Origin of the sequence: Mesorhizobium sp. M0062, assembly GCF_040323125.1 — a bacterium.
Lineage (GTDB): Bacteria > Pseudomonadota > Alphaproteobacteria > Rhizobiales > Rhizobiaceae > Mesorhizobium.
The window spans coordinates 15,660-39,392 of the sequence record NZ_JAMYUO010000001.1 but is presented as its reverse complement, the minus strand read 5'-3'; the positions used below and the strand labels follow the sequence as shown (position 1 = coordinate 39,392).

General features: G+C 63.3%; 24 protein-coding genes. 8 read left to right on the top strand and 16 right to left on the bottom strand.

What is annotated here, in order from left to right; translation table 11 throughout:
* The first annotated feature begins 46 nt into the window (after positions 1 to 46).
* The 3 genes from rpsO to NKJ64_RS00190 all read left to right on the top strand — a co-directional run bounded on the left by rpsO (position 47) and on the right by NKJ64_RS00190 (position 3,946).
* Positions 47 to 421: a 30S ribosomal protein S15 gene (gene rpsO, locus NKJ64_RS00200; RefSeq protein WP_280790898.1), complete on the top strand. Its 375-nt coding sequence runs from the start codon at positions 47 to 49 to the stop codon at positions 419 to 421.
* A gap of 278 nt (positions 422 to 699) precedes the next feature.
* Positions 700 to 2,847 (top strand): polyribonucleotide nucleotidyltransferase, encoded by a 2,148-nt coding sequence (pnp, locus tag NKJ64_RS00195; RefSeq protein WP_023682005.1) that lies wholly within the window; start codon positions 700 to 702, stop codon positions 2,845 to 2,847.
* Positions 2,848 to 2,932: 85 nt separating this feature from the next.
* Positions 2,933 to 3,946 carry a class I SAM-dependent methyltransferase gene (locus tag NKJ64_RS00190; RefSeq protein WP_023715304.1) on the top strand — a complete coding sequence of 338 codons (1,014 nt, stop codon included), beginning with the start codon at positions 2,933 to 2,935 and terminating at the stop codon, positions 3,944 to 3,946.
* A 16-nt stretch (positions 3,947 to 3,962) separates the two neighbouring features.
* Here NKJ64_RS00190 and NKJ64_RS00185 read toward each other — a convergent pair whose 3' ends face one another.
* From NKJ64_RS00185 to fabA, 4 genes are all read right to left on the bottom strand, one after another.
* On the bottom strand, positions 3,963 to 5,516 hold the full coding sequence (locus NKJ64_RS00185) for a putative bifunctional diguanylate cyclase/phosphodiesterase (protein ID WP_023669563.1): 1,554 nt from the start codon (positions 5,514 to 5,516) through the stop codon (positions 3,963 to 3,965).
* A gap of 183 nt (positions 5,517 to 5,699) precedes the next feature.
* Positions 5,700 to 6,512, bottom strand: coding sequence for an enoyl-ACP reductase FabI (gene fabI, locus NKJ64_RS00180; RefSeq protein WP_023669564.1), 813 nt, complete (start codon positions 6,510 to 6,512; stop codon positions 5,700 to 5,702).
* Between the two features lie 33 nt (positions 6,513 to 6,545).
* Positions 6,546 to 7,766: a beta-ketoacyl-ACP synthase I gene (gene fabB, locus NKJ64_RS00175; protein ID WP_023669565.1), complete on the bottom strand. Its 1,221-nt coding sequence runs from the start codon at positions 7,764 to 7,766 to the stop codon at positions 6,546 to 6,548.
* 122 nt (positions 7,767 to 7,888) lie between these two features.
* On the bottom strand, positions 7,889 to 8,404 hold the full coding sequence (fabA, locus tag NKJ64_RS00170) for a 3-hydroxyacyl-[acyl-carrier-protein] dehydratase FabA (protein WP_023669566.1): 516 nt from the start codon (positions 8,402 to 8,404) through the stop codon (positions 7,889 to 7,891).
* Positions 8,405 to 8,748: 344 nt separating this feature from the next.
* Between fabA and irrA the strand changes: the two genes are divergently transcribed.
* Both irrA and NKJ64_RS00160 read left to right on the top strand, forming a co-directional pair.
* Positions 8,749 to 9,180 (top strand): iron response transcriptional regulator IrrA, encoded by a 432-nt coding sequence (irrA, locus tag NKJ64_RS00165; protein WP_031193300.1) that lies wholly within the window; start codon positions 8,749 to 8,751, stop codon positions 9,178 to 9,180.
* Positions 9,181 to 9,190: 10 nt separating this feature from the next.
* A complete protein-coding gene (locus tag NKJ64_RS00160; protein WP_023669568.1) occupies positions 9,191 to 9,550 on the top strand; it encodes a DUF4260 domain-containing protein in 360 nt (119 codons plus the stop codon).
* A gap of 13 nt (positions 9,551 to 9,563) precedes the next feature.
* Here NKJ64_RS00160 and NKJ64_RS00155 read toward each other — a convergent pair whose 3' ends face one another.
* Positions 9,564 to 10,121 (bottom strand): SH3 domain-containing protein, encoded by a 558-nt coding sequence (locus tag NKJ64_RS00155; RefSeq protein ID WP_023669569.1) that lies wholly within the window; start codon positions 10,119 to 10,121, stop codon positions 9,564 to 9,566.
* Positions 10,122 to 10,278: 157 nt separating this feature from the next.
* Between NKJ64_RS00155 and NKJ64_RS00150 the strand changes: the two genes are divergently transcribed.
* Positions 10,279 to 11,280 carry a 2-hydroxyacid dehydrogenase gene (locus NKJ64_RS00150; RefSeq protein ID WP_023703476.1) on the top strand — a complete coding sequence of 334 codons (1,002 nt, stop codon included), beginning with the start codon at positions 10,279 to 10,281 and terminating at the stop codon, positions 11,278 to 11,280.
* A gap of 12 nt (positions 11,281 to 11,292) precedes the next feature.
* Here the strand turns inward: NKJ64_RS00150 and NKJ64_RS00145 are convergent, their stop codons facing one another.
* From NKJ64_RS00145 to dnaA, 7 genes are all read right to left on the bottom strand, one after another.
* Positions 11,293 to 11,706: an aconitase X swivel domain-containing protein gene (locus tag NKJ64_RS00145; protein ID WP_352461729.1), complete on the bottom strand. Its 414-nt coding sequence runs from the start codon at positions 11,704 to 11,706 to the stop codon at positions 11,293 to 11,295.
* Positions 11,703 to 12,956 carry an aconitase X gene (locus NKJ64_RS00140; RefSeq protein WP_023682000.1) on the bottom strand — a complete coding sequence of 418 codons (1,254 nt, stop codon included), beginning with the start codon at positions 12,954 to 12,956 and terminating at the stop codon, positions 11,703 to 11,705. Before NKJ64_RS00140 ends, NKJ64_RS00145 begins: the two co-directional genes overlap by 4 nt.
* On the bottom strand, positions 12,953 to 13,441 hold the full coding sequence (locus tag NKJ64_RS00135; RefSeq protein WP_023755156.1) for a GNAT family N-acetyltransferase: 489 nt from the start codon (positions 13,439 to 13,441) through the stop codon (positions 12,953 to 12,955). The genes NKJ64_RS00140 and NKJ64_RS00135 overlap by 4 nt, the downstream gene beginning before the upstream one ends.
* Before the next feature lie 4 nt (positions 13,442 to 13,445).
* The gene (locus tag NKJ64_RS00130) at positions 13,446 to 14,201 is read right to left on the bottom strand and encodes a molybdopterin-synthase adenylyltransferase MoeB (protein WP_023681998.1); all 756 of its coding nucleotides are present in this window, start codon (positions 14,199 to 14,201) and stop codon (positions 13,446 to 13,448) included.
* Positions 14,202 to 14,232: 31 nt separating this feature from the next.
* The gene (gene recF / locus NKJ64_RS00125; RefSeq protein ID WP_023681997.1) at positions 14,233 to 15,378 is read right to left on the bottom strand and encodes a DNA replication/repair protein RecF; all 1,146 of its coding nucleotides are present in this window, start codon (positions 15,376 to 15,378) and stop codon (positions 14,233 to 14,235) included.
* A gap of 62 nt (positions 15,379 to 15,440) precedes the next feature.
* Complete coding sequence (gene dnaN, locus NKJ64_RS00120; protein ID WP_023669575.1) at positions 15,441 to 16,559, bottom strand: DNA polymerase III subunit beta; 1,119 nt, start codon at positions 16,557 to 16,559, stop codon at positions 15,441 to 15,443.
* A 277-nt stretch (positions 16,560 to 16,836) separates the two neighbouring features.
* Positions 16,837 to 18,381 carry a chromosomal replication initiator protein DnaA gene (gene dnaA, locus NKJ64_RS00115; RefSeq protein ID WP_031195619.1) on the bottom strand — a complete coding sequence of 515 codons (1,545 nt, stop codon included), beginning with the start codon at positions 18,379 to 18,381 and terminating at the stop codon, positions 16,837 to 16,839.
* A 569-nt stretch (positions 18,382 to 18,950) separates the two neighbouring features.
* Between dnaA and NKJ64_RS00110 the strand changes: the two genes are divergently transcribed.
* Positions 18,951 to 19,202 carry a hypothetical protein gene (locus tag NKJ64_RS00110; RefSeq protein WP_155929715.1) on the top strand — a complete coding sequence of 84 codons (252 nt, stop codon included), beginning with the start codon at positions 18,951 to 18,953 and terminating at the stop codon, positions 19,200 to 19,202.
* Between the two features lie 26 nt (positions 19,203 to 19,228).
* Here the strand turns inward: NKJ64_RS00110 and rpsT are convergent, their stop codons facing one another.
* The 4 genes from rpsT to NKJ64_RS00090 all read right to left on the bottom strand — a co-directional run bounded on the left by rpsT (position 19,229) and on the right by NKJ64_RS00090 (position 22,590).
* A complete protein-coding gene (gene rpsT, locus NKJ64_RS00105) occupies positions 19,229 to 19,495 on the bottom strand; it encodes a 30S ribosomal protein S20 (RefSeq protein WP_023681995.1) in 267 nt (88 codons plus the stop codon).
* A gap of 159 nt (positions 19,496 to 19,654) precedes the next feature.
* Positions 19,655 to 20,428 (bottom strand): enoyl-CoA hydratase, encoded by a 774-nt coding sequence (locus NKJ64_RS00100; RefSeq protein ID WP_023681994.1) that lies wholly within the window; start codon positions 20,426 to 20,428, stop codon positions 19,655 to 19,657.
* A gap of 40 nt (positions 20,429 to 20,468) precedes the next feature.
* Entirely contained in the window at positions 20,469 to 21,359 is an 891-nt protein-coding gene (mutM, locus tag NKJ64_RS00095) for a bifunctional DNA-formamidopyrimidine glycosylase/DNA-(apurinic or apyrimidinic site) lyase (protein WP_023681993.1), read from the bottom strand.
* Positions 21,352 to 22,590, bottom strand: coding sequence for a phosphopentomutase (locus NKJ64_RS00090; protein WP_023681992.1), 1,239 nt, complete (start codon positions 22,588 to 22,590; stop codon positions 21,352 to 21,354). The genes mutM and NKJ64_RS00090 overlap by 8 nt, the downstream gene beginning before the upstream one ends.
* Before the next feature lie 175 nt (positions 22,591 to 22,765).
* Between NKJ64_RS00090 and NKJ64_RS00085 the strand changes: the two genes are divergently transcribed.
* Complete coding sequence (locus tag NKJ64_RS00085) at positions 22,766 to 23,719, top strand: phosphate/phosphite/phosphonate ABC transporter substrate-binding protein (protein WP_023669581.1); 954 nt, start codon at positions 22,766 to 22,768, stop codon at positions 23,717 to 23,719.
* Positions 23,720 to 23,733: the final 14 nt, after the last annotated feature.

The window sequence follows — 23,733 nt, the reverse complement described above, 5'->3', positions numbered from 1 at the left end:
AGCCGGCTTTATGAATGGGCTGGTGTTTTCCGGGGAATTGCCCTATATGCGCCGCAGCATCGCGCCATGTCGCTTTGCTTGCACCGGCCCCTGCTGGACGACATCCCGGCTGAGGGCGACCCGTTTCCTCAAACAGATAAGGAAAAACACGATGTCGATTACTGCCGAGCGCAAACAGGAATTGATGGGTGAATTCGCAACCGCCAAGGGCGATACCGGGTCTCCGGAAGTCCAGGTGGCCATCCTTTCCGAGCGCATCAAGAACCTGACCGACCACTTCAAGGACCACAAGAAGGATAACCATTCCCGCCGTGGTCTGCTCGCTCTCGTCTCCCAGCGCCGCAGCCTGCTTGATTATCTCAAGCGCAAGGATGACGCGCGCTATCAGACGTTGATCGAGAAGCTCGGTCTGCGCCGTTGACGAATTGACCGGCGGGCTTTCGAAGGAGAGCCCGCCGGTCGCGCATTCTGCCAGTCGCATCGATTGGCTAGACCCGGTTTCGAGCGCGCAGAGGCCACTCGAAACCGCCCATGGACGGTCATGGGGCAGGATTGCAGGACGCTCGTGCGCTAACCAGTGCCGAAATCTACCCGAGCTTCCCGTTGTCTTGCCCGTGGCTGCCCGAGAAAGGAAGCAAGGGAAAGGGCATCCGCGCACCGTGAAACGGCGCGGCCCTTTCCGCTTATTAAGGACAAGATATGTTCAACTACCACAAAGTGGAAATCGAATGGGGCGGCCGTCCGCTCATCCTGGAAACCGGCAAGATCGCACGTCAGGCTGACGGCGCGGTGCTTGCGACCTACGGCGAAACCAAGGTTCTCGCCACCGTCGTTTCGATGAAGGAGCCGAAGCCAGGCCTCGATTTCTTCCCGCTGACCGTCAACTACCAGGAAAAGACCTACGCCGCCGGCAAGATCCCCGGCGGCTACTTCAAGCGCGAGGGACGTCCGAGCGAAAAGGAAACGCTGGTTTCCCGCCTGATCGACCGCCCGATCCGCCCGCTCTTCGCCGACGGCTACAAGAACGACACCCAGATCGTCGTCACCGTCGTCCAGCATGACCTCGAGAACGATCCCGATATCCTGTCGATCGTCGCCACCTCGGCCGCTTTGACGCTGTCGGGCGTTCCCTTCATGGGCCCGATCGGCGGCGCCCGAGTCGGCTACATCAACGGCGAATACGTGCTCAACCCGCATGTCGATGAGATGCAGGAATCCAGGCTCGACCTCATTGTCGCCGGCACCGCCGACGCCGTGCTGATGGTCGAGTCCGAAGCCAAGGAACTCGGCGAAGAGCTGATGCTCGGCGCCGTCATGTTCGGCCACAGGGGCTTCCAGCCGGTGATCGACGCCATTATCAAGCTGGCCGAAGTTGCCGCCAAGGAGCCGCGCGATTTCACGGCGCCGGACTACTCCGCGCTTGAAGCCGAAATGCTGAAGATCGTCGGCGACGAGCTCAGCAATGCCTACAAGAACGTCGACAAGCAGAAGCGTTACGCTGCCGTCGACGCCGTCAAGGCGAAGGTCAAGGCTGCGTTTGCCCCGGCTGAAGGCGAAGACGCCAAGTACACCTCCGAGCAGATCGGTTCGGTGTTCAAGGAACTCCAGGCCAAGGTCGTGCGCTGGAACATCCTCGACACCGGTTCGCGCATCGATGGCCGTGACCTCAAGACTGTCCGCAAGATCGTCTCGGAAGTCGGCGTCCTGCCGCGCACGCACGGTTCGGCGCTGTTCACCCGCGGCGAGACCCAGGCGCTGGTCGTTGCCACGCTGGGCACCGGCGAGGACGAGCAGTATGTCGATTCGCTGACCGGTATGTACAAGGAGAAGTTCCTCCTTCACTACAACTTCCCTCCCTACTCCGTCGGCGAGACCGGCCGCATGGGTTCGCCGGGCCGCCGCGAAATCGGCCACGGCAAGCTCGCCTGGCGCGCCATCCGTCCGATGCTGCCGAGCGCGGACCAGTTCCCCTACACGCTGCGCGTCGTCTCGGAGATCACCGAGTCCAACGGTTCGTCGTCGATGGCCACCGTCTGCGGCACATCGCTGGCGCTGATGGATGCCGGCGTTCCGCTGGCCAAGCCGGTTGCTGGTATCGCGATGGGCCTGATCAAGGAAGGCGAGCGCTTCGCGGTTCTGTCCGACATCCTGGGTGACGAAGATCACCTCGGCGACATGGACTTCAAGGTTGCCGGTACCGAAGGCGGCATCACCTCGCTGCAGATGGACATCAAGATCGAGGGCATCACCGAGGAGATCATGAAGATCGCGCTGGACCAGGCCAAGGACGGCCGCCAGCATATCCTCAGCGAGATGGCGCATGCTCTGACCGGCGCCCGCCCCGAACTCGGTGAGTTCGCACCGCGCATCGAGGTCATGCACATCCCGACCGACAAGATCCGCGACGTGATCGGCTCCGGCGGCAAGGTTATCCGTGAGATCGTCGAGAAGACCGGCGCAAAGATCAACATCGAGGACGACGGCACGGTCAAGATCGCTTCGTCGAACGCCAAGGAGATCGAGGCGGCCAAGAAGTGGATCCATACCATCGTCGCCGAGCCGGAAGTCGGCGAAATCTACGAAGGCACGGTCGTCAAGACCGCCGACTTCGGCGCTTTCGTCAACTTCTTCGGTCCGCGTGACGGCCTCGTCCACATCTCGCAGCTTGCCAACGACCGGGTCGCCAAGACCTCGGACGTCGTCAAGGAAGGCGACAAGGTCTGGGTCAAGCTGATGGGCTTCGACGAGCGCGGCAAGGTCCGCCTGTCGATGAAGGTCGTCGACCAGGCCACCGGCAAGGAAATCGCCCGCGACAAGAAGGCCGAAGGCGAAGAAAACGCCGCCTGAGTGGTCTGACAATAGAGTTGAACGGGCGCGGCTTATGTCGCGCCCGTTTTCGTTTAATACCCGTCTACGACATGAGAATCGAAGAATGGCCGCTGAGCCGCTGAAGACACTGTTCCATCCCTTCGAGGCCGAGGGGCTCCCTCTGCCGCAAAAGGGCGAGCGTGTGTTGTTCCTGGGTGCGGAGCCCGGCTTCCGCTTGCCGGAAGGCTTCGAGGCAGAGCTCCATCTTGCACAGGGTTTCCGGCCGCATCTCCGAGCGCTGGAGCGTGCCGGTCACAAGGTAACGCCCCGCTCGGAAGGCGATGCATTCGATGCAGCGCTCGTGCTTGCCGGCCGCCATCGTGGGCTAAACGAGATGCGTATTGCCGAGGCGATCGAACGCGTCACGCCGGGCGGTCTGATCATTGTCGCCGGCGGTAAGGACGAAGGCATCGCCAGCCTGCGCAAGCGCATCGACGAGCTTGTCCCCATCGAAGGGCATCTGCCGAAATATCACGGCATCGCCTTCTGGCTTCGCCGTCCGGTCGATCTGGCGCCTGCGGAAAAACTGCGCGTCGCCAATCCTGCCTTGGTCGTAGAGGACCGCTTCCGCACTGCGCCGGGCATGTTCTCCTTCGACCGGATCGACGCCGGCTCGAAACTTCTGGTCGACAACCTGCCCAAAGACCTGCGCGGCAACATTGCTGATTTCTGCGCCGGCTGGGGTTATGTCGCCGCCGAGGTCGCGGCACGTTCATCCGGTATAACGGGGCTCGACCTTTACGAAGCGGATTTCGACGCGCTTGAGGCGGCCAAGGGCAATATCGGCCAGACAGGCTTCGAGCCCGGCTTCTTTTGGACCGATCTGCTGAGCGAGCCGGTCGAGCGGCGCTATGATGCCATCGTCATGAACCCGCCCTTCCATCGCAGCCGGGCGGCCGAGCCGGAAATCGGCGCCGGCATGATCCAGGCGGCGGGCAAGGCGCTGAAGCCGGGCGGGCGGCTGTTCATGGTGGCGAACCGTCAGCTGCCTTACGAACCGGTTCTGAAGGCCGTCTTCTCCAGCCATGCCGAGCTCGCCCGCGACGGCATGTTCAAGGTTTTCTCCGCGCGCCGATAGGACGGTGCCGGTCGCCTCAATGCATGCTGACGATGCGCGCCGGCTCGTGGACGGGAATGGTCGGTCTGATATCGCCAGGCTTGATCTTGAGCGGCGCCGGCCTGCCGAACAGATAGCCCTGCACCATCTCGCAACCAGCTGCTCGCAAAAGCGTCGCCTGGTTCTCGGTCTCGACGCCTTCGGCGATGATGCCGACGCCGAGCGCCCGCGACAGGCCGACGATGGTAGAGACGACGGCGCCCGAATTCGAATCGGTGTCGATGCGGCTGACGAAGGAGCGGTCGATCTTCAGCTTGCCGAAGGCGAAGTCGATCAGGTAGCTGAGATTGGAATAGCCGGTGCCGAAATCGTCGACGGCCACCGAAATGCCCATGTCGGCAAGCTGCTGCAGGATGGTGGCGGCGCGGTCGCGGTCCTGCATCATCGCCGTCTCGGTCACTTCGAGCTCCAGCCGCGACGGCTTGATGCCGGTGCTGGCCATCGTATCGCGCACGATGCCGACGAAATCCTTGGTCATGAACTGGACCGGCGAGATGTTGACGGCAACGAAGCAGTCCTCGGGCAAATGACGGGCATCGCTGCAGGCCTTGTTCAGCACCCAATTGCCGATCGGGTGGATCATGCCGGTCTCTTCGGCGATCGGAATGAATTCCATCGGCGGGATCATGCCGCGTTCCGGGTGCTTCCAGCGGATCAGCGCCTCGTAGCCGACGATACGGCCGGTCGGCAGGTCGAGCTGCGGCTGGTAGTGAAGGTCGAAATCGCCACGGACGAAGGCGATGTGCAGTTCGGATTCGATCCAGTGGCGGTAGTCGGCGACCTGGCCCATGTCGGAATGGAAGACCGACCAGTTGCCCACGCCGCCGGCGCGGGCATTCTGCAGCGCCAGGTTGGAGCGGCGCAGGATGAGGACCGGATCGACGCCATCCTTTGGCATCGCCACGATGCCGACCGACAGGCCGACCGACTGCAGGTGGGAATCGAGCTGGTACGGCTTCAGCATCTCCTCGATCATGGTTTCGACGGTGCTTTCCATGGACCTTTGGAGTTGGTGTTCCCAGACAAGGATAGCGAACTCGCCGGCGCCGATGCGCCCCATCACCGCGCCTTCGGGCATGCAGGCCTTCAACCGCTTGGTGAAGCCGCGGATCAGTTCGTCGCCATGGCTGTAGCCGATGGCGTCGTTGATCTGCTTGAAGCGGTCGATGTCGATGTCGATGAGGAACACCGGCTCACCGGTCCTGATCGTCGCGGACGCCGCGTCGGCAATCCTGCCGACCATCGCCGGCCGCGCAAAAAGCCCGGTCAGCTTGTCGAAATGGGTTTCGTTGAAAACGTAGTCCACCGATTCATCGACGCCGGCGAAGAAGGACAAGGCAGCACCGGCGGCGGCCAGCGCGCATAGCGCCGACGCGATGCCGATCATGGTTTCCGCCTGCATGCCGGCAAAGCCGTCCCCGAAACCATGCCGGAGGCCCCAAAGCCCAAGGATGAAACTGCCAAGGCCCGAACTGGCGACGGTGAGCAGCCGGAACACAGGTGTTCGCTTCGGGTTGCTGACAGCAGGCATTGCTCAGTCCCTGTCGCATGATCCCGAAATCAACTCGACTTTCGGAAATATCAAGCGCAAATTCATAAAGGCTAAAGCATCCTTTGCGCCCAGCAAGAACGCGCAGAGCCCAAGCCCATAAGACTTCTAGCGGATATCTCCTTAAAATGAGTTTCCGCCGATGCATCTAATTTTACTGGTGAGTTAATCGCGTACGCTGTCGGTCTGCTTCAACTCATCCAGGGTTGGCATCGACACGATGTGATAGCCGGAATCCACATAATGGATTTCGCCGGTGACGCCTGACGAGAGGTCGGACAAAAGATAGAGCGCCGAGCCGCCGACCTCGTCGATGGTCACCGTGCGGCGCAGCGGCGAGTTGCGCTGCTGGTAGGAGTACATGTGGCGGGCGTCCGAGATTCCGGCGCCGGCCAAAGTACGCACCGGTCCCGCCGATATGCCGTTCACCCGGATGCCGCGCGGGCCATAATCGTTGGCGAGATAGCGCACGCTGGCTTCCAGCCCGGCCTTGGCGACGCCCATGACGTTGTAGTTCGGCATGACGCGGACAGAGCCGGCATAGGTCAGCGTGATCATCGCGCCGCCTTCGCTCATCAGCGGGGCGGCATGGCGGGCGACCTCGGTGAAGGAGTAGCAGGAGATGACCATGGTGCGGACGAAATTGTCGCGGCTGGTGTCGGCGTAGAGCCCTTTGAGCTCGTTCTTGTCGGAAAAGCCGATGGCGTGGACGACGAAGTCGAGCCCGCCCCATTCCTTGCCGAGCGTCTCGAAGGTGGCGGCGACCGATGCGCTGTCCTCGACGTCGCACGGCACCACCAGTGACGCCCCAAGTTTCTCGGCAAGCGGCTTGACGCGGCGCCCGAAGGCGTCGCCCTGATAGGTGAAGGCAAGCTCCGCCCCGTGTTCGGACAATTTCCTGGCGATGCCCCAGGCGATCGAATGATCGTTGGCGACGCCCATGACAAGCCCGCGCTTGCCCTTCATCAGTCCGTCCATGGCCGGCAATCCCCCTACAATAAAACGCTAGCCTTATGCGGAATAGCGCTGGAAAATCAGCGTTGCGTTGGTGCCACCGAAGCCGAACGAGTTGGACAAAACCGTGTCGATCCTGGCGTCGTCGATGCGCTTGCGCACGATCGGCATGCCCTCGAATTCGGGATCGAGGTTTTCGATATGGGCGCTCTCGCCGATGAAGCCGCCTTGCATCATCAGGATCGAGTAGATCGATTCCTGTACGCCGGCGGCACCAAGGGAATGGCCGGTCAGCGACTTGGTCGAGGTGATGAACGGCATCGTGTCGCCGAACACCTCTCGGATGGCGCCCATTTCCCGGGAATCGCCGACCGGCGTCGAGGTGCCGTGGGTGTTGATGTAGTCGACCGGCGCGGACACCGTCGCCAGAGCCTGGCGCATGCAGCGCACCGCGCCTTCGCCCGACGGCGCCACCATGTCGTAACCGTCCGACGTCGCGCCATAGCCGACGATCTCAGCGTAGATCTTGGCGCCGCGCGCCTTGGCGTGTTCGAGCTCCTCCAGGATGAGGACGCCCGCGCCGCCCGCGATGACGAAGCCATCGCGATTGGCGTCATACGCGCGGGAAGCTGTTGACGCCTTGTCGTTATACTTCGACGACATCGCCCCCATGGCATCGAACAGGTCCGACATCGTCCAGTCGAGGTCCTCATGGCCGCCGGCAAACATCACATCCTGCTTGCCCCACTGGATCAGTTCGTAGGCGTTGCCGATGCAATGCGCCGAGGTCGAGCAGGCCGACGAGATCGAATAGTTGACGCCGTGGATCTTGAACCAGGTGGCGAGCGTCGCCGACGCGGTCGACGACATCGCCTTCGGCACCGCGAACGGACCGATGCGCTTGGGGCTGTTGTTCTTGAGCGTGGTCTCGGCCGCCTCGACGATGGTGCGGGTCGAGGGGCCACCCGAGCCCATGACGATGCCGGTGCGCTCATTGGTGATGTCGCTTTCGCCAAGCCCGGCGTCGGCGATCGCCTGGTCCATCGCGACATGGTTCCAGGCCGCGCCCTGGCTCAGGAAGCGCATGGCGCGCCGGTCGATCATAGGGGTCGGGTCGAGCGTCGGCGCGCCCCAGACCTGGCAGCGGAAGCCGTGTTCGGCGAAGGAATCGGAGAAGCTGATGCCTGATTTGGCATCGTGGAGCGAGGATTGCACCTCGTTGGCGTTGTTGCCGATCGACGATACGATGCCGAGGCCTGTGACGACGACCCTTCTCATTCGCAACTCCTTCCAGCGGATGATCCCGAAACCCTAGTCGGTTTTCGCCGGCGATCATACGCAAAACCAAAATGCCGCAGCGTCGTTGCGCGTCCGGGAACGCCCTGCTGCAGTGGCGCCGGTCAGGCGGCCGATTGCTTGGACAGCCCCACTTTGAGGTCTGTCGCCGCGTATATGGGTTCGCCGTCGGCTTTAAGCCAGCCATCGGCGATGCCGAGAACCAGGCGTCCGCGCATGACGCGCTTGAAATCGATGCCGTATTCCACTTTCTTGACCGAAGGCGTCACCATCCCCTTGAACTTCACTTCGCCGGTCGACAGCGCCATGCCCTTGCCCGGCTCACCGAGCCAGCCGAGGTAGAAACCCGTCAATTGCCACATGGCGTCGAGGCCCAGGCACCCCGGCATGATCGGATTGCCGATGAAATGGCAGGCGAAAAACCACAGGTCCGGCTTGATGTCGAATTCGGCGCGGATGAAGCCCTTGTCGTGGGCGCCGCCGGTCTCGCTGATCTCGGTGATGCGGTCGAACATCAGCATCGGCGGATAGGGCAGCTGGGCGTTGCCGGGCCCAAACAGCTCGCCGCGGGCGCAGGCAAGCAATTCCTCATAACCGTAGCTGGATTTCGAACCCGCCATATGTCTCGTCCCCATAATGTCCCGGGCGGTGGGGCGCCCTTGTCGTTGGTTTCCTAACACAATCCCTTTCGGTCCGGAAACCGGCGTTTGCGCTTAACCCGCCCGTCTGCCCGGGTCAATGCGCGCTCTCGCATCGGCCCGAAATCGATCTCGATTCCGGAAAGCACGATGCGACGCCAAAAAAGCGATAGAGCGCACTTAGTGCGTCCAACTGGACGCACGTCGCTCTATTGATCGTATTCCGCCAACAGAATATATGTCGGGAGGTATCCAGTTTCGGTTGATGACGTTTTTTCGCCACTCTGGGCGTGTCTTGAGGCAGAACTGTGGGCTTGGACGGATAGATGGATCTGGGCGGCCGGAAGGAAAATGTCGCTGTGGACAAGCGGGTTCGCGAAGCCGGCCTTAGGCCGACACGCCAACGCATTGCGCTGGCCGATCTGCTGTTTGCCAAGGGCGACCGCCACCTTTCGGCCGAGGAACTGCATGAAGAGGCGGTCGCCGCCGGCGTGCCGGTCTCGCTCGCCACCGTCTACAACGCGCTTCACCAGTTCACCCAGGCCGGCCTGCTGCGCATCCTGGCGGTCGAGGGGTCCAAGACCTATTTCGACACCAACACCTCCGATCACCATCATTTTTACATCGAAGGCGAAAACAGGATCTTCGATATAGAAAGCGGTCCGGTGACCGTCTCCAACCTGCCGGAGCCACCCGCAGGCATGGAGATCGCCAATGTCGACATCGTGGTGAGGCTGCGCCCGAAGCGCAGCGTTTAAGCCCCAACCCGTGAAACCTGTCGATTTTGCAATCCGGCTCGAATGGGTTGCGGTCGCGGTCGTGGCTATAGTCGCCTATGCCGCGTCAGGCGTTTCCTGGTGGCTGTTCGCCCTGCTTATTCTGGCGCCCGACCTGTCGATGCTGGGCTATCTCGCCGGGGCACGGATCGGCGCTGTCGCTTACAACGCGTTGCACATCCTGATCGTCCCGCTGTTGCTGGCCCTCGCCGGATATGTTCTGGCCAATTCGACGGCGACCGCGATTGGTCTGATCTGGATCATCCACATCGCCGTCGACCGCGCGCTCGGCTACGGTCTCAAACTGTCGACCGGTTTTCAGGACACCCATCTCGGCCGTATCGGCCGTTAGGCCTCCAGCAATCTCAATTCTTGACGTGCTCGCCGGGATAGGCGCCCCACACCTGCGACTGGGCGATCCAGCCGGTGTGGCCGTCGAAGGTCATTTCGCACCACTGGCCATCGCAGGTTTTGATCGTGCCCGTAACGCCCGGCTCGATGATGGCGATGACGCTGGCGTCCTTATCGGCATCGTCGAGCAGATTGATTCGGCCACCTTTGGTGCGTTGCCAAGGGGCGACGATCGCGGTCCGGCGGCCGGACAGCAGCGACTGGTTGATCCAACCCTCCGAGCCATCGGCATCGCGCACCCGCCGCCAGGTATCGAATTCCTGGATGATTTCCATCGGCAGGCCGGCCTTTGTGTACATCCAGTCGACGGAATAGTTGGCGCCGGGGCCAACGCGCGAGTTGACGCGAGCCGATTTCAGGCTGACGAAACGCGGCAGCGGCAGGCCGCTCGGCCCGAGCGTGACCGTCTGCACAGGTGCGGCGGCACCTTGCGCCGCGGCTTGCGGGGAATGCAGGAGAGCGCCGAGAAGCGCTGCGCTGAGGATCAGGCGAAGCGACGCGAAACCAGACACTTTCATTCCTTTCGGCGCGTGCCCTTTGGTCCGGGCGCCCCTTTTTCTTTGTCTTCGGCGGCACCGCTTGTTACAGGAGTGGCAGGCACCGCGACCGGTATTCAGTTTCGCCTGTCTTGGTTAAAGAGGTCTCAACGAGATCGGGTTCGAGGAAACAATGGCAGGCAAAAAACGGCCTCTCGTCGTCATCACGCGCAAGCTGCCCGATCCGGTCGAGACCCGCATGCGCGAACTCTTCGACGCCAGGCTGAATGTCGAGGACCGCCCGATGACGCAGCCGGAGCTGGTCGCGGCGATCAAGGAAGCCGATGTGCTGGTGCCGACCATCACCGACCAGATCGATGCGGCGCTGATTGCCCAGGCCGGCGACAATCTCAAGCTGATCGCCAATTTCGGCAATGGCGTCGACAAGATCGATGTGGCGGCGGCGGCCAAGAAAGGCATTACCGTCACCAACACGCCGAACGTGCTGACCGAAGATACGGCCGACATGACCATGGCGCTGATGCTGGCCGGGCCGCGGCGGCTGGCCGAAGGCGCCAATGTGCTCACCAGCGACAAGAAATGGGCCGGTTGGTCGCCGACCTGGATGCTCGGCCGGCGCATCTGGGGCAAGCGCCTCGGTATCGTCGGCATGGGCCGCATCGGCACTGCGGTTGCGAGGCGCGCCAAGGCTTTCGGCCTGTCGATCCACTACCATAACCGCCATCGCGTGCTGCCGGCGGTCGAGGAAGGGCTGGAGGCGACCTATTGGGAAAGCCTCGACCAGATGCTTGCCCGCATGGACATCATCTCGATCAACTGCCCGTCGACGCCGGCGACCTTTCATCTGCTTTCGGCGCGGCGCCTAGCTCTGCTTCAGCCCACCGCCTATGTGGTCAACACCGCGCGCGGCGACATCATCGACGAGGAAGCGCTGGTCAAGCTGATCCAGGACGGCAAGATCGCCGGCGCCGGCCTCGACGTCTACGAGCACGAACCGGCGCTGAACTCGAAACTGCTGAAGCTTGCCGCCAAGAACAAAGTCGTGCTTTTGCCGCATATGGGTTCTGCGACGATCGAGGGCCGCATCGACATGGGCGAGAAGGTGATCATCAACATCCGCGCCTTCTTCGACGGCCACCGGCCGCCGGACCGCGTGCTGCCGCTACGGACTTGAAGCGGGCCGCGTTCAGGATGCGGTTGTGAGGGCGCCATCCGCCGCGACACTCACACGCTTGCCGCGATAGGCCTCAAAAGCGTCGCGCCTGAGCCTGAGCGCTACCGGCGTCGGCCAGCCCATTTCCCTGGCCACAATCAAGCCAAGCAGCAGGATCGCGTCCGGCTCGTGCAGCACGAGTGCCGTCGGCGCATGGCCATTGTGGACGAGTTCCATCAGCACGGCTGACGCTGAGGACGAGCCGATCGTGCCGGGCAGGAACAGCACACGCCCGGAAATGGTCTCGCCATGCTGCGGGTGACGGACATCGGCGATGCGGCCGCTCTTCGGATCGACGCCGCCCCAGAAGCTGATCGGCGCCATCAGCACCAAGGCCAGCCCTTCGCCTCCGCTGCCCGGCACCAGGATTTCAGCGATGGCGCTCATGCGGCGATATCCGTAAACCTGGGCTTACCGGCAACCGCGCTTTCCACGCAGTCGGCCAGCGAGCCGTAAAGCACGGCGTAACCGGTATTGCCCGGCGCGTAGTGCGCGAATTTTCCCGAATTGGTCATCAGCACGCCGCCGGCCAGATTCGGCAGGATCGGCGTCACCACCACGCAGGTGTCGGCGACGATGATGACGCCGCTGGCTTCGAGCATCTTGCGCTTGCCGTTCTGCTCCAGCCTGGTGAGCACGTGGCGGCCGGTGCAGGCGTAAATCGGCACGCTGAGCCGCCGCCCGCCAATCAGCCGCTCAAGTGCATCGAATTCGGCCAAAGACAGATGCGGACTGCCGATCGCCACGGCATCGATGGCGGTCTGCGTGGCTGCGGTGGACAGGCCGGCGCGGGCCTTCATGGCCATCTCCGGCGTTACGCGGATCATCGTTTCCGGCCTGCCGCCCACCAGGATGGTCTCGGCGTCGGGCGCTTCTGGCGTTACCCCAGCGATATGGAACAGGCCGACGGCGCCCGACGATGCCGCCGCCGCGCCGAAGGCCTTCAGCGCATCCTCGCCGGGATGGCTGGATATGCCGGTGACGACGCCGACCGCGTTGCCGACCTCACGGCCGTAGAGGTTGCCCAGCACCGGCCAGGCGATCTCCGAACCAAGGAACGAGGCGGAGAGGCCGGACACATCGAACACCAGCCGTGCCTGCCGGTTCTCGGGGCGATGCAGGCCGTAATCCGGCGCGCGGCCCGATATGGCGCAGGCGATGTCGAGGAAGTCGCCATAGCGGTTGGTGCGTGCCCCCAGCACCGAATTGCAGAACACCACCGCGTTGGATTCACCCCAGGCGACATCGCTGCCAAGCGCTGGCCTGTGGCCGGCCTGATAGGGCGCGCAGGTCCAGCTCTGCTCGCAGCCCAGTTTGCGGTAGGCCTCCATCATTCGTCGCGCCATGCCGCGCGCCGGCTCTTCGAGGCGCACGCGCGAGCAGCCCATCAGGTCGAGCGCGCCGACATTGAGCGTCGAGCGCACCGCGACCCTGGCGCCGCCATCGACCAGCCTTTCGGCAAACAGCGTGCCGGAATCGCCGTGATAGAGCGCGCCGTCTATATGCGTCGAGGCGATCGGGATCAGTCGCGGCGCGCCGAGCAGCGCAGCGCTTTCGGCAACGATGCGCATCGCCATCGCCGCCCCGTCATGGCCGGAGGCGATTGTCTGCTCCTGTGCGCTGAGGGCGAGGCTCACGCGAACTCCTTGCGCATGGTGATCGAGGTCGGCCGGTCATAACCGTCATGCGCCGTGCGCGCGGTTTCGCGGAAGCCGAGACGCGCAAAGGTTGCGTGATTTGCCGTGAGCTCGACCCGCGTCTGCAGTTCGATGGCGGGTTTGTTGCGGTTGCGGGCAAGGTCCTCGACAGCCTGCATCAATCGTCTGCCGATGCCTTGGCCCTGAAGCCCGAGTTCGACGGCGAACTTGCCGATATAGAAATCATCGGGTCTCTCCAGCGCAAAAACGCAGCCTGCGATCTGGCCGCCCTGCAGAGCCACGAACACCGTTTCCCGCCCAGCCTTGTCCCTCAGGCTTTCGACGCACAGCAGATGCGCAGAGGAGGGCGGGTCGATGACGCCGTCCATCGGTGCAAAGGCGCGCATGATCAGGCTGAGCAGTTCGTCCCAGCGGTCGAAGCCGGGGGCGAACTGCGTGACCAAAACACTGGCAGGCTGATCCATGCGGTCAGCTTCTCTTGTAGCGGATCGTGTCGAAGCGCGCCGACAGCGCATCGTAGAGCAGCAGCCGGCCGACCAGTGGTTCGCCGATACCGGTGATCAGCTTGATGGCTTCCATTGCCTGCAAGGTGCCGATGACGCCGGTCAGCGCACCGACGACCCCGGCCACCGCGCAGGACGGCACCAGTCCTTCCGGCGGCGCTTCAGGAAAGAGGTCGCGATATCCAGGGTTCGGTCTGCCGTCGGCGCCGGTCCCGAACGGCATCAACACCGTCACCGAGCCGTCGAAGCGGCCGACGGCGGCATGCACGAGCGGCCGCTTTTCCGCCGCGCAGGCATCCGCCACCACATAGCGCGTCTCGAAATTGTCGGAGCCGTCGACGACCACGTCGTAGCGCGCGACGAGAACGGCAGCATTGTCGGCCGTCAGCCTGAAATCGTGCAATTCCACCGCGACATGGGGATTGATCCGGGCGATCGCTGCTTTGGCGCTCTCGGTCTTCGCCGTGCCGACCGTATGGGTGGCGTGGATCACTTGCCGCTGCAGATTGGACAGCGAGACAATATCGTCGTCGACGATTCCAAGCGTGCCGACGCCGGCGGCAGCGAGATATTCCAGCACCGGCGCGCCGAGGCCGCCGGCGCCGATCACCAGTACCCGCGCCCGCTTCAGCCTCTGCTGGCCGGCGCCGCCGATCTCGGGCAGCACGATGTGGCGGGCATAGCGTTCGAGCTCTTCGTCGGTGAGGGCGGCAGGGGTCATTGCCGGACCATATAGCGGAGCAAAAAGCTTGTCAGGTCTCTTCGGTTGGCCCAACCGTGCCGTGGTCGACGTTGAGGAACTGCGCGCGTCCCCTCAGGCTGGAAAACAGCGCGGCGTCGGTTCCGGTCATGAAGGCCTGGCAGCTCAGCTCTTCCAGGATCGAGAACAGCGCGGCGCGCCGGCCGGCATCGAGATGCGCGGCAATCTCGTCGAGCAACAGGATCGGCGTCATCCCCGACATCTCGCCGGTCAGCCTTGCGTGCGACAACACGATGCCGACCAGCAGCGCCTTCTGCTCTCCGGTCGAGCAGAGTTCGGCCGGCATCGCCTTGGGGCGGTGGCGCACCAGCAGATCCGAACGGTGCGGGCCATCGAACGTGCGTCCGGCGGCGCGGTCGCGCTCGCGGCCGTCGGCAAGGGCGGCGCGATAGCGTTCCTCGACATCCACGGCGGGTGCTGTGGCGACGTCGCTTTCAAGGTCGCCGGAGAGGCTGATGTCGGCCTGCGGAAACGGCCCGCTGGAAGGCAGCCTGTCGATCATGGCGGTAAGCAGGCGTACCAGTTCGGCGCGCGCAGCCGCGATCGCCACGCCGGTTTCGGCCATCTGCATCTCGATGGCGTCGAACCAGGCGCCGTCGCGCGAGCCTTCCGTAAGCAAGCGGTTACGTCCGCGCATCGCCTTCTCGTAATCGAGCGCACGCTGGCCGTGGCCGGGATCGACAGCCAAAACCAGCCGGTCGAGAAAGCGCCGCCGGTCGGCGGCAGGTCCGGGGAACAGGCCGTCCATGGCCGGCGTCAGCCAGACGACGCGCAGCCATTCCAGCATGGCGTCTGCCGACCGTGCCGGCGCGCCATTGATGCGCACCTTGCGACCGCCCTCGCCGGCCGCTTCACCCCCGGTGATGCCGGTGCCGATCTCGACCTGTCCCTCCGGCCCGTCGAGCCTTGCGTGGAGCGCAAAGCCGCCATCGCCGCCTTCGCGGGCCACGTCGACATAGGGCGCACGGCGCAGGCCGCGGCCCGGCGTCAGCAGGGAGATGGCTTCCAGAAGATTGGTCTTGCCGGCGCCATTGTCGCCGGAAAACACCACAGGGCCGGGGGAAAAGCCGATCGACAGCGCCGCATAGTTGCGGAAATTCGTAAGTGTTAGCTTCCTTATGTGACTTTGTTCCGGCAACCGCTATCCGCCTGTAGAAGTCGCCGCAATCAATTATGCTGCAGTGTGCCGCAGTGCGGCTGCTACACCCGCATCGGCATCAGCACGTAGAGCGCGGTCTCATCGGCCATGTCGTGGATCAGCGTCGGCGAACCGGCATCGGCCAGCATGAACTTGGCTTCCGTGCCGGTCAGTTGAGCAGCGACGTCGAGCAGATATTTGGCGTTGAAGCCGATCTCGATCGGGTCTGAGGAGTAATCAGCGGCCAGTTCCTCGGTGGCGCTGCCCGAATCCGGATTGTTGACGGCAAGCGTCACCTGGCCTTCGGTGATCGAAAGCTTCACCGCGCGGCCGCGCTCGGAGGAAATGGTCGAGACGCGATCGACGGCGGCGGCGAAGCTCTGGCGGTCGATGATCAGCTTCTTGTCGTTGCCGGTCGGAATGACGCGCTGGTAGTCCGGGAAAGTGCCGTCGATCAGCTTCGAGGTCAGAACCACGCTGCCGATGGTGAAGCGGATCTTGGTGTCGGACAATTCGGTGGTCACCGCGACATCGGGATCGTCGACCAGCTTCTGCAATTCGCTGACCGTCTTGCGCGGAATGATGATGCCCGGCATGCCTTCGGACCCGGCCGGAGCGTCGATCTCGGCGCGCGCCAGGCGGTGGCCGTCGGTCGCCACCGAACGCAGCTTCAGCTTGCCGCCAGTTTCATGCGTGTGCAGGTAGATGCCGTTGAGATAGTAGCGCGTCTCTTCGGTGGAGATGGCGAACTGGGTCTTTTCGATAAGGCCTCTCAGGGCGACGGAATCGAGCCGGAAGATGTGTGAGAAGGATCCCGCCGAAAGCTCCGGGAAATCGGACTGCGGCAGGCATTGCAGGCGAAAGCTCGAGCGGCCCGACGTTACCGTCATGGCGTTGCCGTCCTCGTCGGTCTTCAGCATCACTTCGGCGCCGTCGGCCAGCTTGCGCACGATGTCGTAGAGCAGGTGCGCCGGAACCGTCGTCGCCCCGCCGCGCTCGACCTTTGCCGGCGTCGCTTCGGTCACTTCGAGGTCGAGGTCGGTGGCTTTCATTTCAAGGCTGGCGCCCTCGGCGCTGAGCAGCACGTTCGACAGGATCGGTATGGTATTGCGCCGCTCGACCACGCGATGAACGTGGTTGAGCGACTTCAGGAGATTGGACCGTTCCAGGATAACACGCATGACGAAACAGGCTCGCTTGAATGAATGGACGGGTCACCAGTGGGCGGCGCCCCGCGAAAGGTCTGAACAGGCTCAGAATCTATGCAAACTGACAGGAAAAAGCCAGCAAACGCAAGTCCGGGCCACCGGTTCGCGCCGGTTAAGCGGGCTTTCTGGGGATAAAGCGGACGTTGGCCGGCAACCGATGCATGTCGCCGAAAACTGCGCAGCGGTTTTGGGACAACGACATGCATCAAAACAAGAAAATTTAAAGCGCGACGACCGTTTGCCGCGCCGATCAGGCTTGGTCGTTGATCAGCCTGCGCAACAGTTCCAGTTCCTGCGCCAGCGTGTTGTCGACGCCGGAAAGGTCCTCGATCTTGCGCACCGCATGCAGCACCGTGGTGTGGTCGCGCCCGCCGAACCGCCGGCCGATCTCCGGCAGCGAGCGCGGCGTCAATACCTTCGACAGGTACATGGCGACCTGCCTGGGCTTCACGATGGTGCGCGTGCGCCGGTTGGACAGCAACTCGGTCTTCGACACATTGTAGTGGCGCGCCACGATGCGCTGGATGTCCTCGATGCGCACCCGCTTCGGCTCGCCAGAGCGATAGATGTGCCCCAGGATCTCGTCGATGCGGTCGATGGTGATCGCCGGCTCGAACGACTGACGAAACAGCAGTTGGTTGAACGCGCCCTCCAGCTCACGACCGCTGCCGGTCACCGTGCGGGCGACATGGTTGAGGATCTCCTCCGAAATATTGAGCGATGCATCGTCAACCTTGGCGGTGGCAAGCCGAAGTTTGAGCATGCCTATGCGCATGGCGAAGTCCGGCGCCGACATTTCCAGCGCGACACCGCCATTGAGGCGCGAGCGCACCCGCGGTTCCAGCGATTCCAGTTCCGACGGCGGCCTGTCAGCGGCAACCACCACTTGCTTGGCGCTGTCGAGCAGCATGTTGATGAGATGGCAGAATTCGTGCTGGATCGACTTGCCCTGCAGGAACTGCATGTCGTCGATGATCAAGAGGTCGATGTCGCGCAGCTGTTCCTTCAGCGTCAGCGCATTGTTGTCGCGGATCGCGGTGGCGAAGCGCCACATGAAATATTCGGCCGTCAGATAGACGACGCGCGATTTCGGGTTCTGTTTCAGGGATTCGGCCGCAATCGCCTGCAAAAGGTGCGTCTTGCCGAGCCCGACGGTCGCATGAAGGAACAGCGGGTTGAAGCGCACCGCGCTCGACTGCGATTCCGCCACGGCTTTGGCTGCGGCGAAAGCCACCCGGTTCGACGGGCCTTCGATGAAGGAGCCGAACGTGTAGCGCGGGTCGAGCGGCGACCCCAGCACATTGTGCCGGAATTCGCTCTCGATCGGCGTGCCGGGACGAGGGGCGGGCGCCCGCTCCACCCTGCCGGGGCCGACCGTGCCGGCCGCCAATGCGGTCTGCGTATGCTTGGTCATCTTGCGCGCCGGCACGGCCTCGGGTTCGACGCCATTGCGGGCAGGACGGGTCGCGGTGCGCACGACCATCTCGATCTTGAGGATTTCGGGATCCTCGTGCTTCCACAGATCGGCGATGAGATCGAGATAATGGCCATTGATCCACGAGCGCAGGAAGGCCGTGGGCACCGAGATGCGTACAATGCCCCGGGAAGCCTCAGCCACCTTCATACGGCCGAACCAGCTCGAATAGACCTCGGTTCCCAGGCGCGCCTTCAACTGGGCCTTGACCCGGTCGAACTTCTGTTCCGCGTCGCTGGAAGCCGCCATATCGTGCGCTCCGACCAATGTTCCGGGAAATGGCAGGTCGCCCGTAAGCTCCCGCTCGATGCCGCTCTGCATGATTGTGCGTCCCTTTTCCTTTGTACCTTTTTTCCGCCGGGAGTGCGCCTCCTGCACCCATGTTTCCGGCGACCGTATCTTCGCTACAACACCACCGCCGCCGCCGGCGGATGACGTTGCCTCGTCAGAATGGGATGGGTCCCGGCTGCTTAAAGCCAGTCCGTCTGACATGTTCGGGCAAAGCGGTGCTACCCGGCGAAAACGCCGGTGCGCCATCAAGCTGCCATGTACAATTACGCCAGTCCCCTATCGTATCGAAAAGGCAAGCCATACCCGTTCGCGGAATTGATCCACGTCATGAATTCTGCCACTGTTAGCTGGCCGATTCAGGCTGGGTTAAGGGCTAATGGCCCGTCCCTTTCGATAGACCGACATTACCGAAATCGCTGTGGATAGGGCAAGGCCACCTCTAACGGATTTTTAAGGAATCTGGTTAGTGAACAACGGTTCGGGCTCCGTGCTGGAAGCGCATATTTTGACAAAGCCATTGGGATTCAAACCCTTTTGCCGCGAATATGAAAATGGCTGTGCGGTTTGAAATTTTCTGAAATAATTCGCTTGACACCAACTTGCTGCCTATCGCCCACAGGCGATGTGAACAAGCTGTGGATCACTTCCAGCAAGTCGTTGAAAAATATCAGCAATTTGTGACAGCCAAATTTATTGGCGTGGGCCGTTTCGGCGGATTGGAATATCAGTGGGAGTGTATGTGCCGGCAAAGCATTCCAGACTCTGGAATGCGGCTCGGGCGTGCTTTGCGGCCGTTCTTTTTAAGTGCTTGCCGGCAAACGAAAAAACCCGGCACGATTGGCCGGGTTTGAAAGAACGACAGTTCAGGAACGGTCAATCAGGCCGACAGCACCTTGAGGCGGTGAGCCAGACGCGACACCTTGCGCGATGCCGTATTCTTATGGATCACGCCCTTGGTCGCGGCGCGCATCAATTCCGGCTCTGCGGTCTTGAAGGCTTCCAGCGCGGCTGCCTTGTCGCCGGCAGCCAGTGCCTCTTCGACCTGGCGGACATATGTACGCACGCGCGAGCGGCGGTTCTTGTTGATCGCTGCGCGGCGGGCGATCTTGCGCGTTGCCTTTTTGGCCGAGGAGGTATTGGCCATGATGCCTCTCTTCTGATCTGGTGGGCGCATGCGGGATGCCGCAGGGCGCAAAAAACAAACGGGCAGCCAACGGCCGCCTCGGTTGGAGCGGCTTATAGTTCAGCTTTTCCGGCGCGTCAACGCCGCTTTGGCTTCTTTTTGGTCCTCGCCGCCGCCACTCTAGCGATTGGTGAAATTCGGCTTCCGCTTCTCGGCAAAGGCTGCCATCCCTTCCTTCTGGTCGTCGAGCGCAAACAGCGAGTGGAACAGCCGGCGTTCGAAGCGCAGTCCCTCCGCCAGCGTCGTCTCGTAGGCGCGGTTGACTGCCTCCTTGGCCATCATCACCGATGGCAGTGAAAACTCTGATATCCTGGCCGCGGCCTTCATCGCCTCCTCGATCAACTCGCCGGCCGGCACGACGCGCGAGGCCAGGCCGCTGCGCTCGGCTTCGGCGGCATCCATCATCCGACCGGTCAGGCACATGTCCATGGCCTTCGACTTGCCGACAAAGCGGGTCAGCCGTTGCGAGCCGCCCATGCCGGGAATGACGCCAAGCGTGATTTCGGGTTGGCCGAACTTGGCCGTGTCGGCGGCAATGATGAAATCGCACATCATCGCCAGTTCGCAGCCGCCGCCCAGCGCATAGCCCGCGACAGCGGCGATCATCGGCTTGCGCGCACGGGTAAACTCTTCCCAGCCGACGAAGAAATCCTGCACATAGGCCTCCGCGTAGGTGACGGCCTGCATTTCCTTGATGTCGGCGCCCGCCGCAAAAGCCTTCTCGGAACCGGTGATGACCATGGCGCCGATGCCGGGATCGGCGTCGAACCCCTTTGCCGCCGTCAGCAAATCCGCCAGCACCTGCGCGTTCAGCGCGTTGAGCGCCTTAGGCCGGTTCAACGTGATCAGGCCGACCTTGCCGCGCGTCTCGACGATGATGGTTTCATAGCTCATGGGCTGGCCTCCTGGTTGCGGCACTGAAGGACCGTCTAGCTTACCGCTGGCAGGTCCGGCAATAAAAGGTCGAGCGGCCGCTTTGCACGATGCGCTCGATGTGGCCGCGACAGCCGGGCGTCGGACAGGGCTCGCCTTCGCGATCGTAGACCGCGAAGGAATGCTGGAAATAGCCCAGCGACCCGTCTGTGTGCACATAGTCGCGCAGCGAAGACCCGCCGGCGGCGATCGCATCGGCGATCACCGAACGGATTGCCTCGGCCAGTCGTTCGCTCTGTTCCTTGGCCTTCTTGCTGGTCCCGGCGATGGTGCCTGCCTCGCGCAATGGCGAAAGGCCGGCGCGCCACAGCGCTTCCGACACATAGATATTGCCGAGCCCGGCAATCAGCTTCTGGTCGAGCAGCGCCGCCTTCAACGGCGATCTGCGGCCCTTCAGCAGAGAGGCGAGCAGGGCGCCTTCCAGCGCATTGCCGGTCGGCTCGACGCCCAGTCCCGCGAGCATCGGATGCGCCTCGGCCAGGCCTTCCGCAAACAGCATGAAGCCGAACCGACGCGGGTCGTTGAAGACCACGCGAGACTGGACGCCGACAGGCGACACGACATGGAACACCACATGGTCGTGCTTGGCATTCCTCGAGCGCTCTTGATGGAACGTGCCGGGCGTCTCTTTCTCATCGGCGGTCTCGATGCGGAACGAGCCCGACATGCCGAGATGGCAGATCATCACCGGGCCATCGTCCAGGTGTATGGTGAGATATTTGGCGCGGCGGCCAAGCGCGATGACCGTCTTGCCGGTCAGCCGCTGCGCAAATTTCGCCGGAAACGGAAATCTGAGATCGGGCCGGCGCGCCTCGACGCGTACGATCCGCGCGCTTTCCAGAACCGGCTGCAGGCCGCGCCGGACGGTTTCGACCTCGGGCAGTTCAGGCATGGCCGCCTATCGCCGCATGGAAGGAAGCGCCGTGGCGGCCGCGCGCCAGCTTGAGGTGTTCGGCGACCGTCTCGCCGATATCGGCGAAGGTGGTCCTGAGCCCGATGTCGCCGCCCGTGAGACCCGGTGCGGTGCCGATGACCGGGACGCGTTCGCGCGTGTGGTCGGTGCCTCGCCATGTCGGATCGTTGCCATGGTCGGCGGTGAGGATGAGCAGATCGCCCGGCTTCAGCTTTGCCAGTGCCTCGGGCAGCCGGCGGTCGAAGGCTTCGAGCGCTGCAGCATAGCCGGCGACGTCGCGGCGATGGCCGAAATCGGTGTCGAAGTCGACGAAATTGGCGAACACCAGGTCGCCGTCGCCGGCATCGTCCATCGCACCCAGCGCCTTGTCGAACATTGCCATGTTGCCGGGCGCCTTGCGTACTTCCGAGATACCGCGATGGGCGAAGATGTCGCCGATCTTGCCGACCGCGATCACCCGGCTGCCGCGCCCGGTCAAGCGGTCGAGCAGCGTCGGCTCAGGCGGCGGCACGGCGTAGTCATGGCGGTTGTAGGTGCGCTCGAAGGTGGCCGATGTTTCGCCCAGGAAAGGCCGTGCGATCACCCGTCCGATCTTCAGCGGATCGACCAGCCGGCGTACCGTCTTGCAGAACTCGTAGAGCCGCTCCAGGCCGAAATGAACTTCGTGCGCTGCTATCTGCAGGACGGAATCGACCGAGGTGTAGCAGATCGGCTGGCCAGTGCGGATATGCTCCTCGCCGAAGCGCTCGATGATCTCCGTGCCGGGCGCATGGCAGTTGCCGAGAATGCCCGGCACCTTACCCTCGCGGATCATCGCTTCGGTCAGTTCGGCAGGGAAGGTGGGCACCTTATCGGGGAAATAGCCCCAGTCGAACCGCACGGGCAGCCCGGCGATTTCCCAGTGACCCGACGGCGTATCCTTGCCGCTCGAAATCTCCTGCGCGGCGCCGTGGAAAGCGGAGGCTGAAACAGCGGCTTTGCTGTCGAATTGGAAGCCGGTTGCGGTTTCTGCTGCGCGGCCGAGACCGAGCGAAACCATGGTGGGCACCTTCAGCGGTCCCTCGCGCAGGCCCTCGCGATCGGCGCGGGCTTCCGCGCAGGCCAGCGCGATATGTCCGAATGTGTTCGAGCCGGCGTCGCCATAGGGTTCGGCATCGGCGGCGCCGCCAATGCCGAAAGAATCGAGAACGAAGAGGAAAGCGCGTGCCATCGGTGCCGTCATTGCCAGTCTGGTTGACCAGACATAAGGTCCCGTCGCGGCATTGGCAAATCGTAAACCAGGCGGCAACGGCCTGACGCGATGGTCGCGAAGTCGGGCAGGCGCGCTGTACGCATCCTTGAGACATGCGATGCGCTTCAAGGAACGGCGTGCGGGGCATGGATCGATGAGACGGGCTGACCTGGGTTGGAGTGCACTGGCGACCACTGTAGCGCTGCTGGCCTCGCAGCTCGCCGCGCACGCCGACTGGCGCGACCAGATCGGCACGTTTCGGATCGGCATCGTTGCCGAGCCGGGCGCCGGCAACACGGTTCCGGGTCTGGCCATGCTGACTGACGCCTACGGCAGGGCGCTCGGCATGAAGGTGGAATTCGTCGTCGCGCATGACTATGCGGCGCTGATAGAGGCACAGGCCAATGGCCGGATTCAGTACGCGGTCTATTCGGCGACCGCCTACGCCACCGCCTCGGAGCGCTGCGGCTGCGTCGAACCTCTTGTGGCGCCGGTCGATGCCGACGGTGCCACGGGCATCCGCTCCGTGCTTTTGACGCGCGACGGCAGGCTTTCCGATCTCGCGGCCCTGGAAACGCACCGCATCGCCATGGCGCCTTCCGACAATGTCGGCGGTTCGCTTCTACCGCTCGCCGGGCTGGCGGCCGACGGCATCAAGATCAGCCAGGATGCGCCATTCCTCGCTCATGCCGGCTCGGCTGCCGCCGCAGAAGCGATGCTGGTCGATGGCCAGGCCGATGCCTTGTTCGGCTGGGAGCGGGCCACGGCGGAAAACCGGACGGCGATTGCTGGCGATCAGCCGGCTGATCCGGACGGCACGGCGGCGCGACTGGAGGCGGCGGGCATTCCAGAAGCCGCGCTCCAGATCATCTGGACCTCCGGCGTGCTCAGATACGGCCCTCACGCCGTCCGCAGCGATCTCGACCCCGAAGCCAAACGCCGACTGACCGTCTTCCTCACCAATCTCAGATCGCAGTCGCCGGAAGTCTACGATTTCGTGGAATCGAAACATTCGGGAGGGTTCACGCTCGCCGCTGCGAGTGACTATGCGATGGCCGATTCCATCGTGCGCCTGGTGTCGGGCAGCACCGACAGCGGCGCGCAATAAAGCCGGGGTCGGAT

What these genes read in the sequence shown, in the direction of transcription:
- rpsO (WP_280790898.1), top strand. Translation starts at nt 47, where the DNA reads ATGCGCCGCAGCATCGCGCCATGTCGCTTTGCTTGCACCGGCCCCTGC.
- pnp (WP_023682005.1), top strand. Translation starts at nt 700, where the DNA reads ATGTTCAACTACCACAAAGTGGAAATCGAATGGGGCGGCCGTCCGCTC.
- NKJ64_RS00190 (WP_023715304.1), top strand. Translation starts at nt 2,933, where the DNA reads ATGGCCGCTGAGCCGCTGAAGACACTGTTCCATCCCTTCGAGGCCGAG.
- NKJ64_RS00185 (WP_023669563.1), bottom strand. Translation starts at nt 5,516, where the DNA reads ATGCCTGCTGTCAGCAACCCGAAGCGAACACCTGTGTTCCGGCTGCTC.
- fabI (WP_023669564.1), bottom strand. Translation starts at nt 6,512, where the DNA reads ATGGACGGACTGATGAAGGGCAAGCGCGGGCTTGTCATGGGCGTCGCC.
- fabB (WP_023669565.1), bottom strand. Translation starts at nt 7,766, where the DNA reads ATGAGAAGGGTCGTCGTCACAGGCCTCGGCATCGTATCGTCGATCGGC.
- fabA (WP_023669566.1), bottom strand. Translation starts at nt 8,404, where the DNA reads ATGGCGGGTTCGAAATCCAGCTACGGTTATGAGGAATTGCTTGCCTGC.
- irrA (WP_031193300.1), top strand. Translation starts at nt 8,749, where the DNA reads ATGGATCTGGGCGGCCGGAAGGAAAATGTCGCTGTGGACAAGCGGGTT.
- NKJ64_RS00150 (WP_023703476.1), top strand. Translation starts at nt 10,279, where the DNA reads ATGGCAGGCAAAAAACGGCCTCTCGTCGTCATCACGCGCAAGCTGCCC.
- NKJ64_RS00145 (WP_352461729.1), bottom strand. Translation starts at nt 11,706, where the DNA reads ATGAGCGCCATCGCTGAAATCCTGGTGCCGGGCAGCGGAGGCGAAGGG.
- NKJ64_RS00135 (WP_023755156.1), bottom strand. Translation starts at nt 13,441, where the DNA reads ATGGATCAGCCTGCCAGTGTTTTGGTCACGCAGTTCGCCCCCGGCTTC.
- NKJ64_RS00130 (WP_023681998.1), bottom strand. Translation starts at nt 14,201, where the DNA reads ATGACCCCTGCCGCCCTCACCGACGAAGAGCTCGAACGCTATGCCCGC.
- dnaN (WP_023669575.1), bottom strand. Translation starts at nt 16,559, where the DNA reads ATGCGTGTTATCCTGGAACGGTCCAATCTCCTGAAGTCGCTCAACCAC.
- dnaA (WP_031195619.1), bottom strand. Translation starts at nt 18,381, where the DNA reads ATGCAGAGCGGCATCGAGCGGGAGCTTACGGGCGACCTGCCATTTCCC.
- rpsT (WP_023681995.1), bottom strand. Translation starts at nt 19,495, where the DNA reads ATGGCCAATACCTCCTCGGCCAAAAAGGCAACGCGCAAGATCGCCCGC.
- NKJ64_RS00100 (WP_023681994.1), bottom strand. Translation starts at nt 20,428, where the DNA reads ATGAGCTATGAAACCATCATCGTCGAGACGCGCGGCAAGGTCGGCCTG.
- mutM (WP_023681993.1), bottom strand. Translation starts at nt 21,359, where the DNA reads ATGCCTGAACTGCCCGAGGTCGAAACCGTCCGGCGCGGCCTGCAGCCG.
- NKJ64_RS00090 (WP_023681992.1), bottom strand. Translation starts at nt 22,590, where the DNA reads ATGGCACGCGCTTTCCTCTTCGTTCTCGATTCTTTCGGCATTGGCGGC.
- NKJ64_RS00085 (WP_023669581.1), top strand. Translation starts at nt 22,766, where the DNA reads ATGAGACGGGCTGACCTGGGTTGGAGTGCACTGGCGACCACTGTAGCG.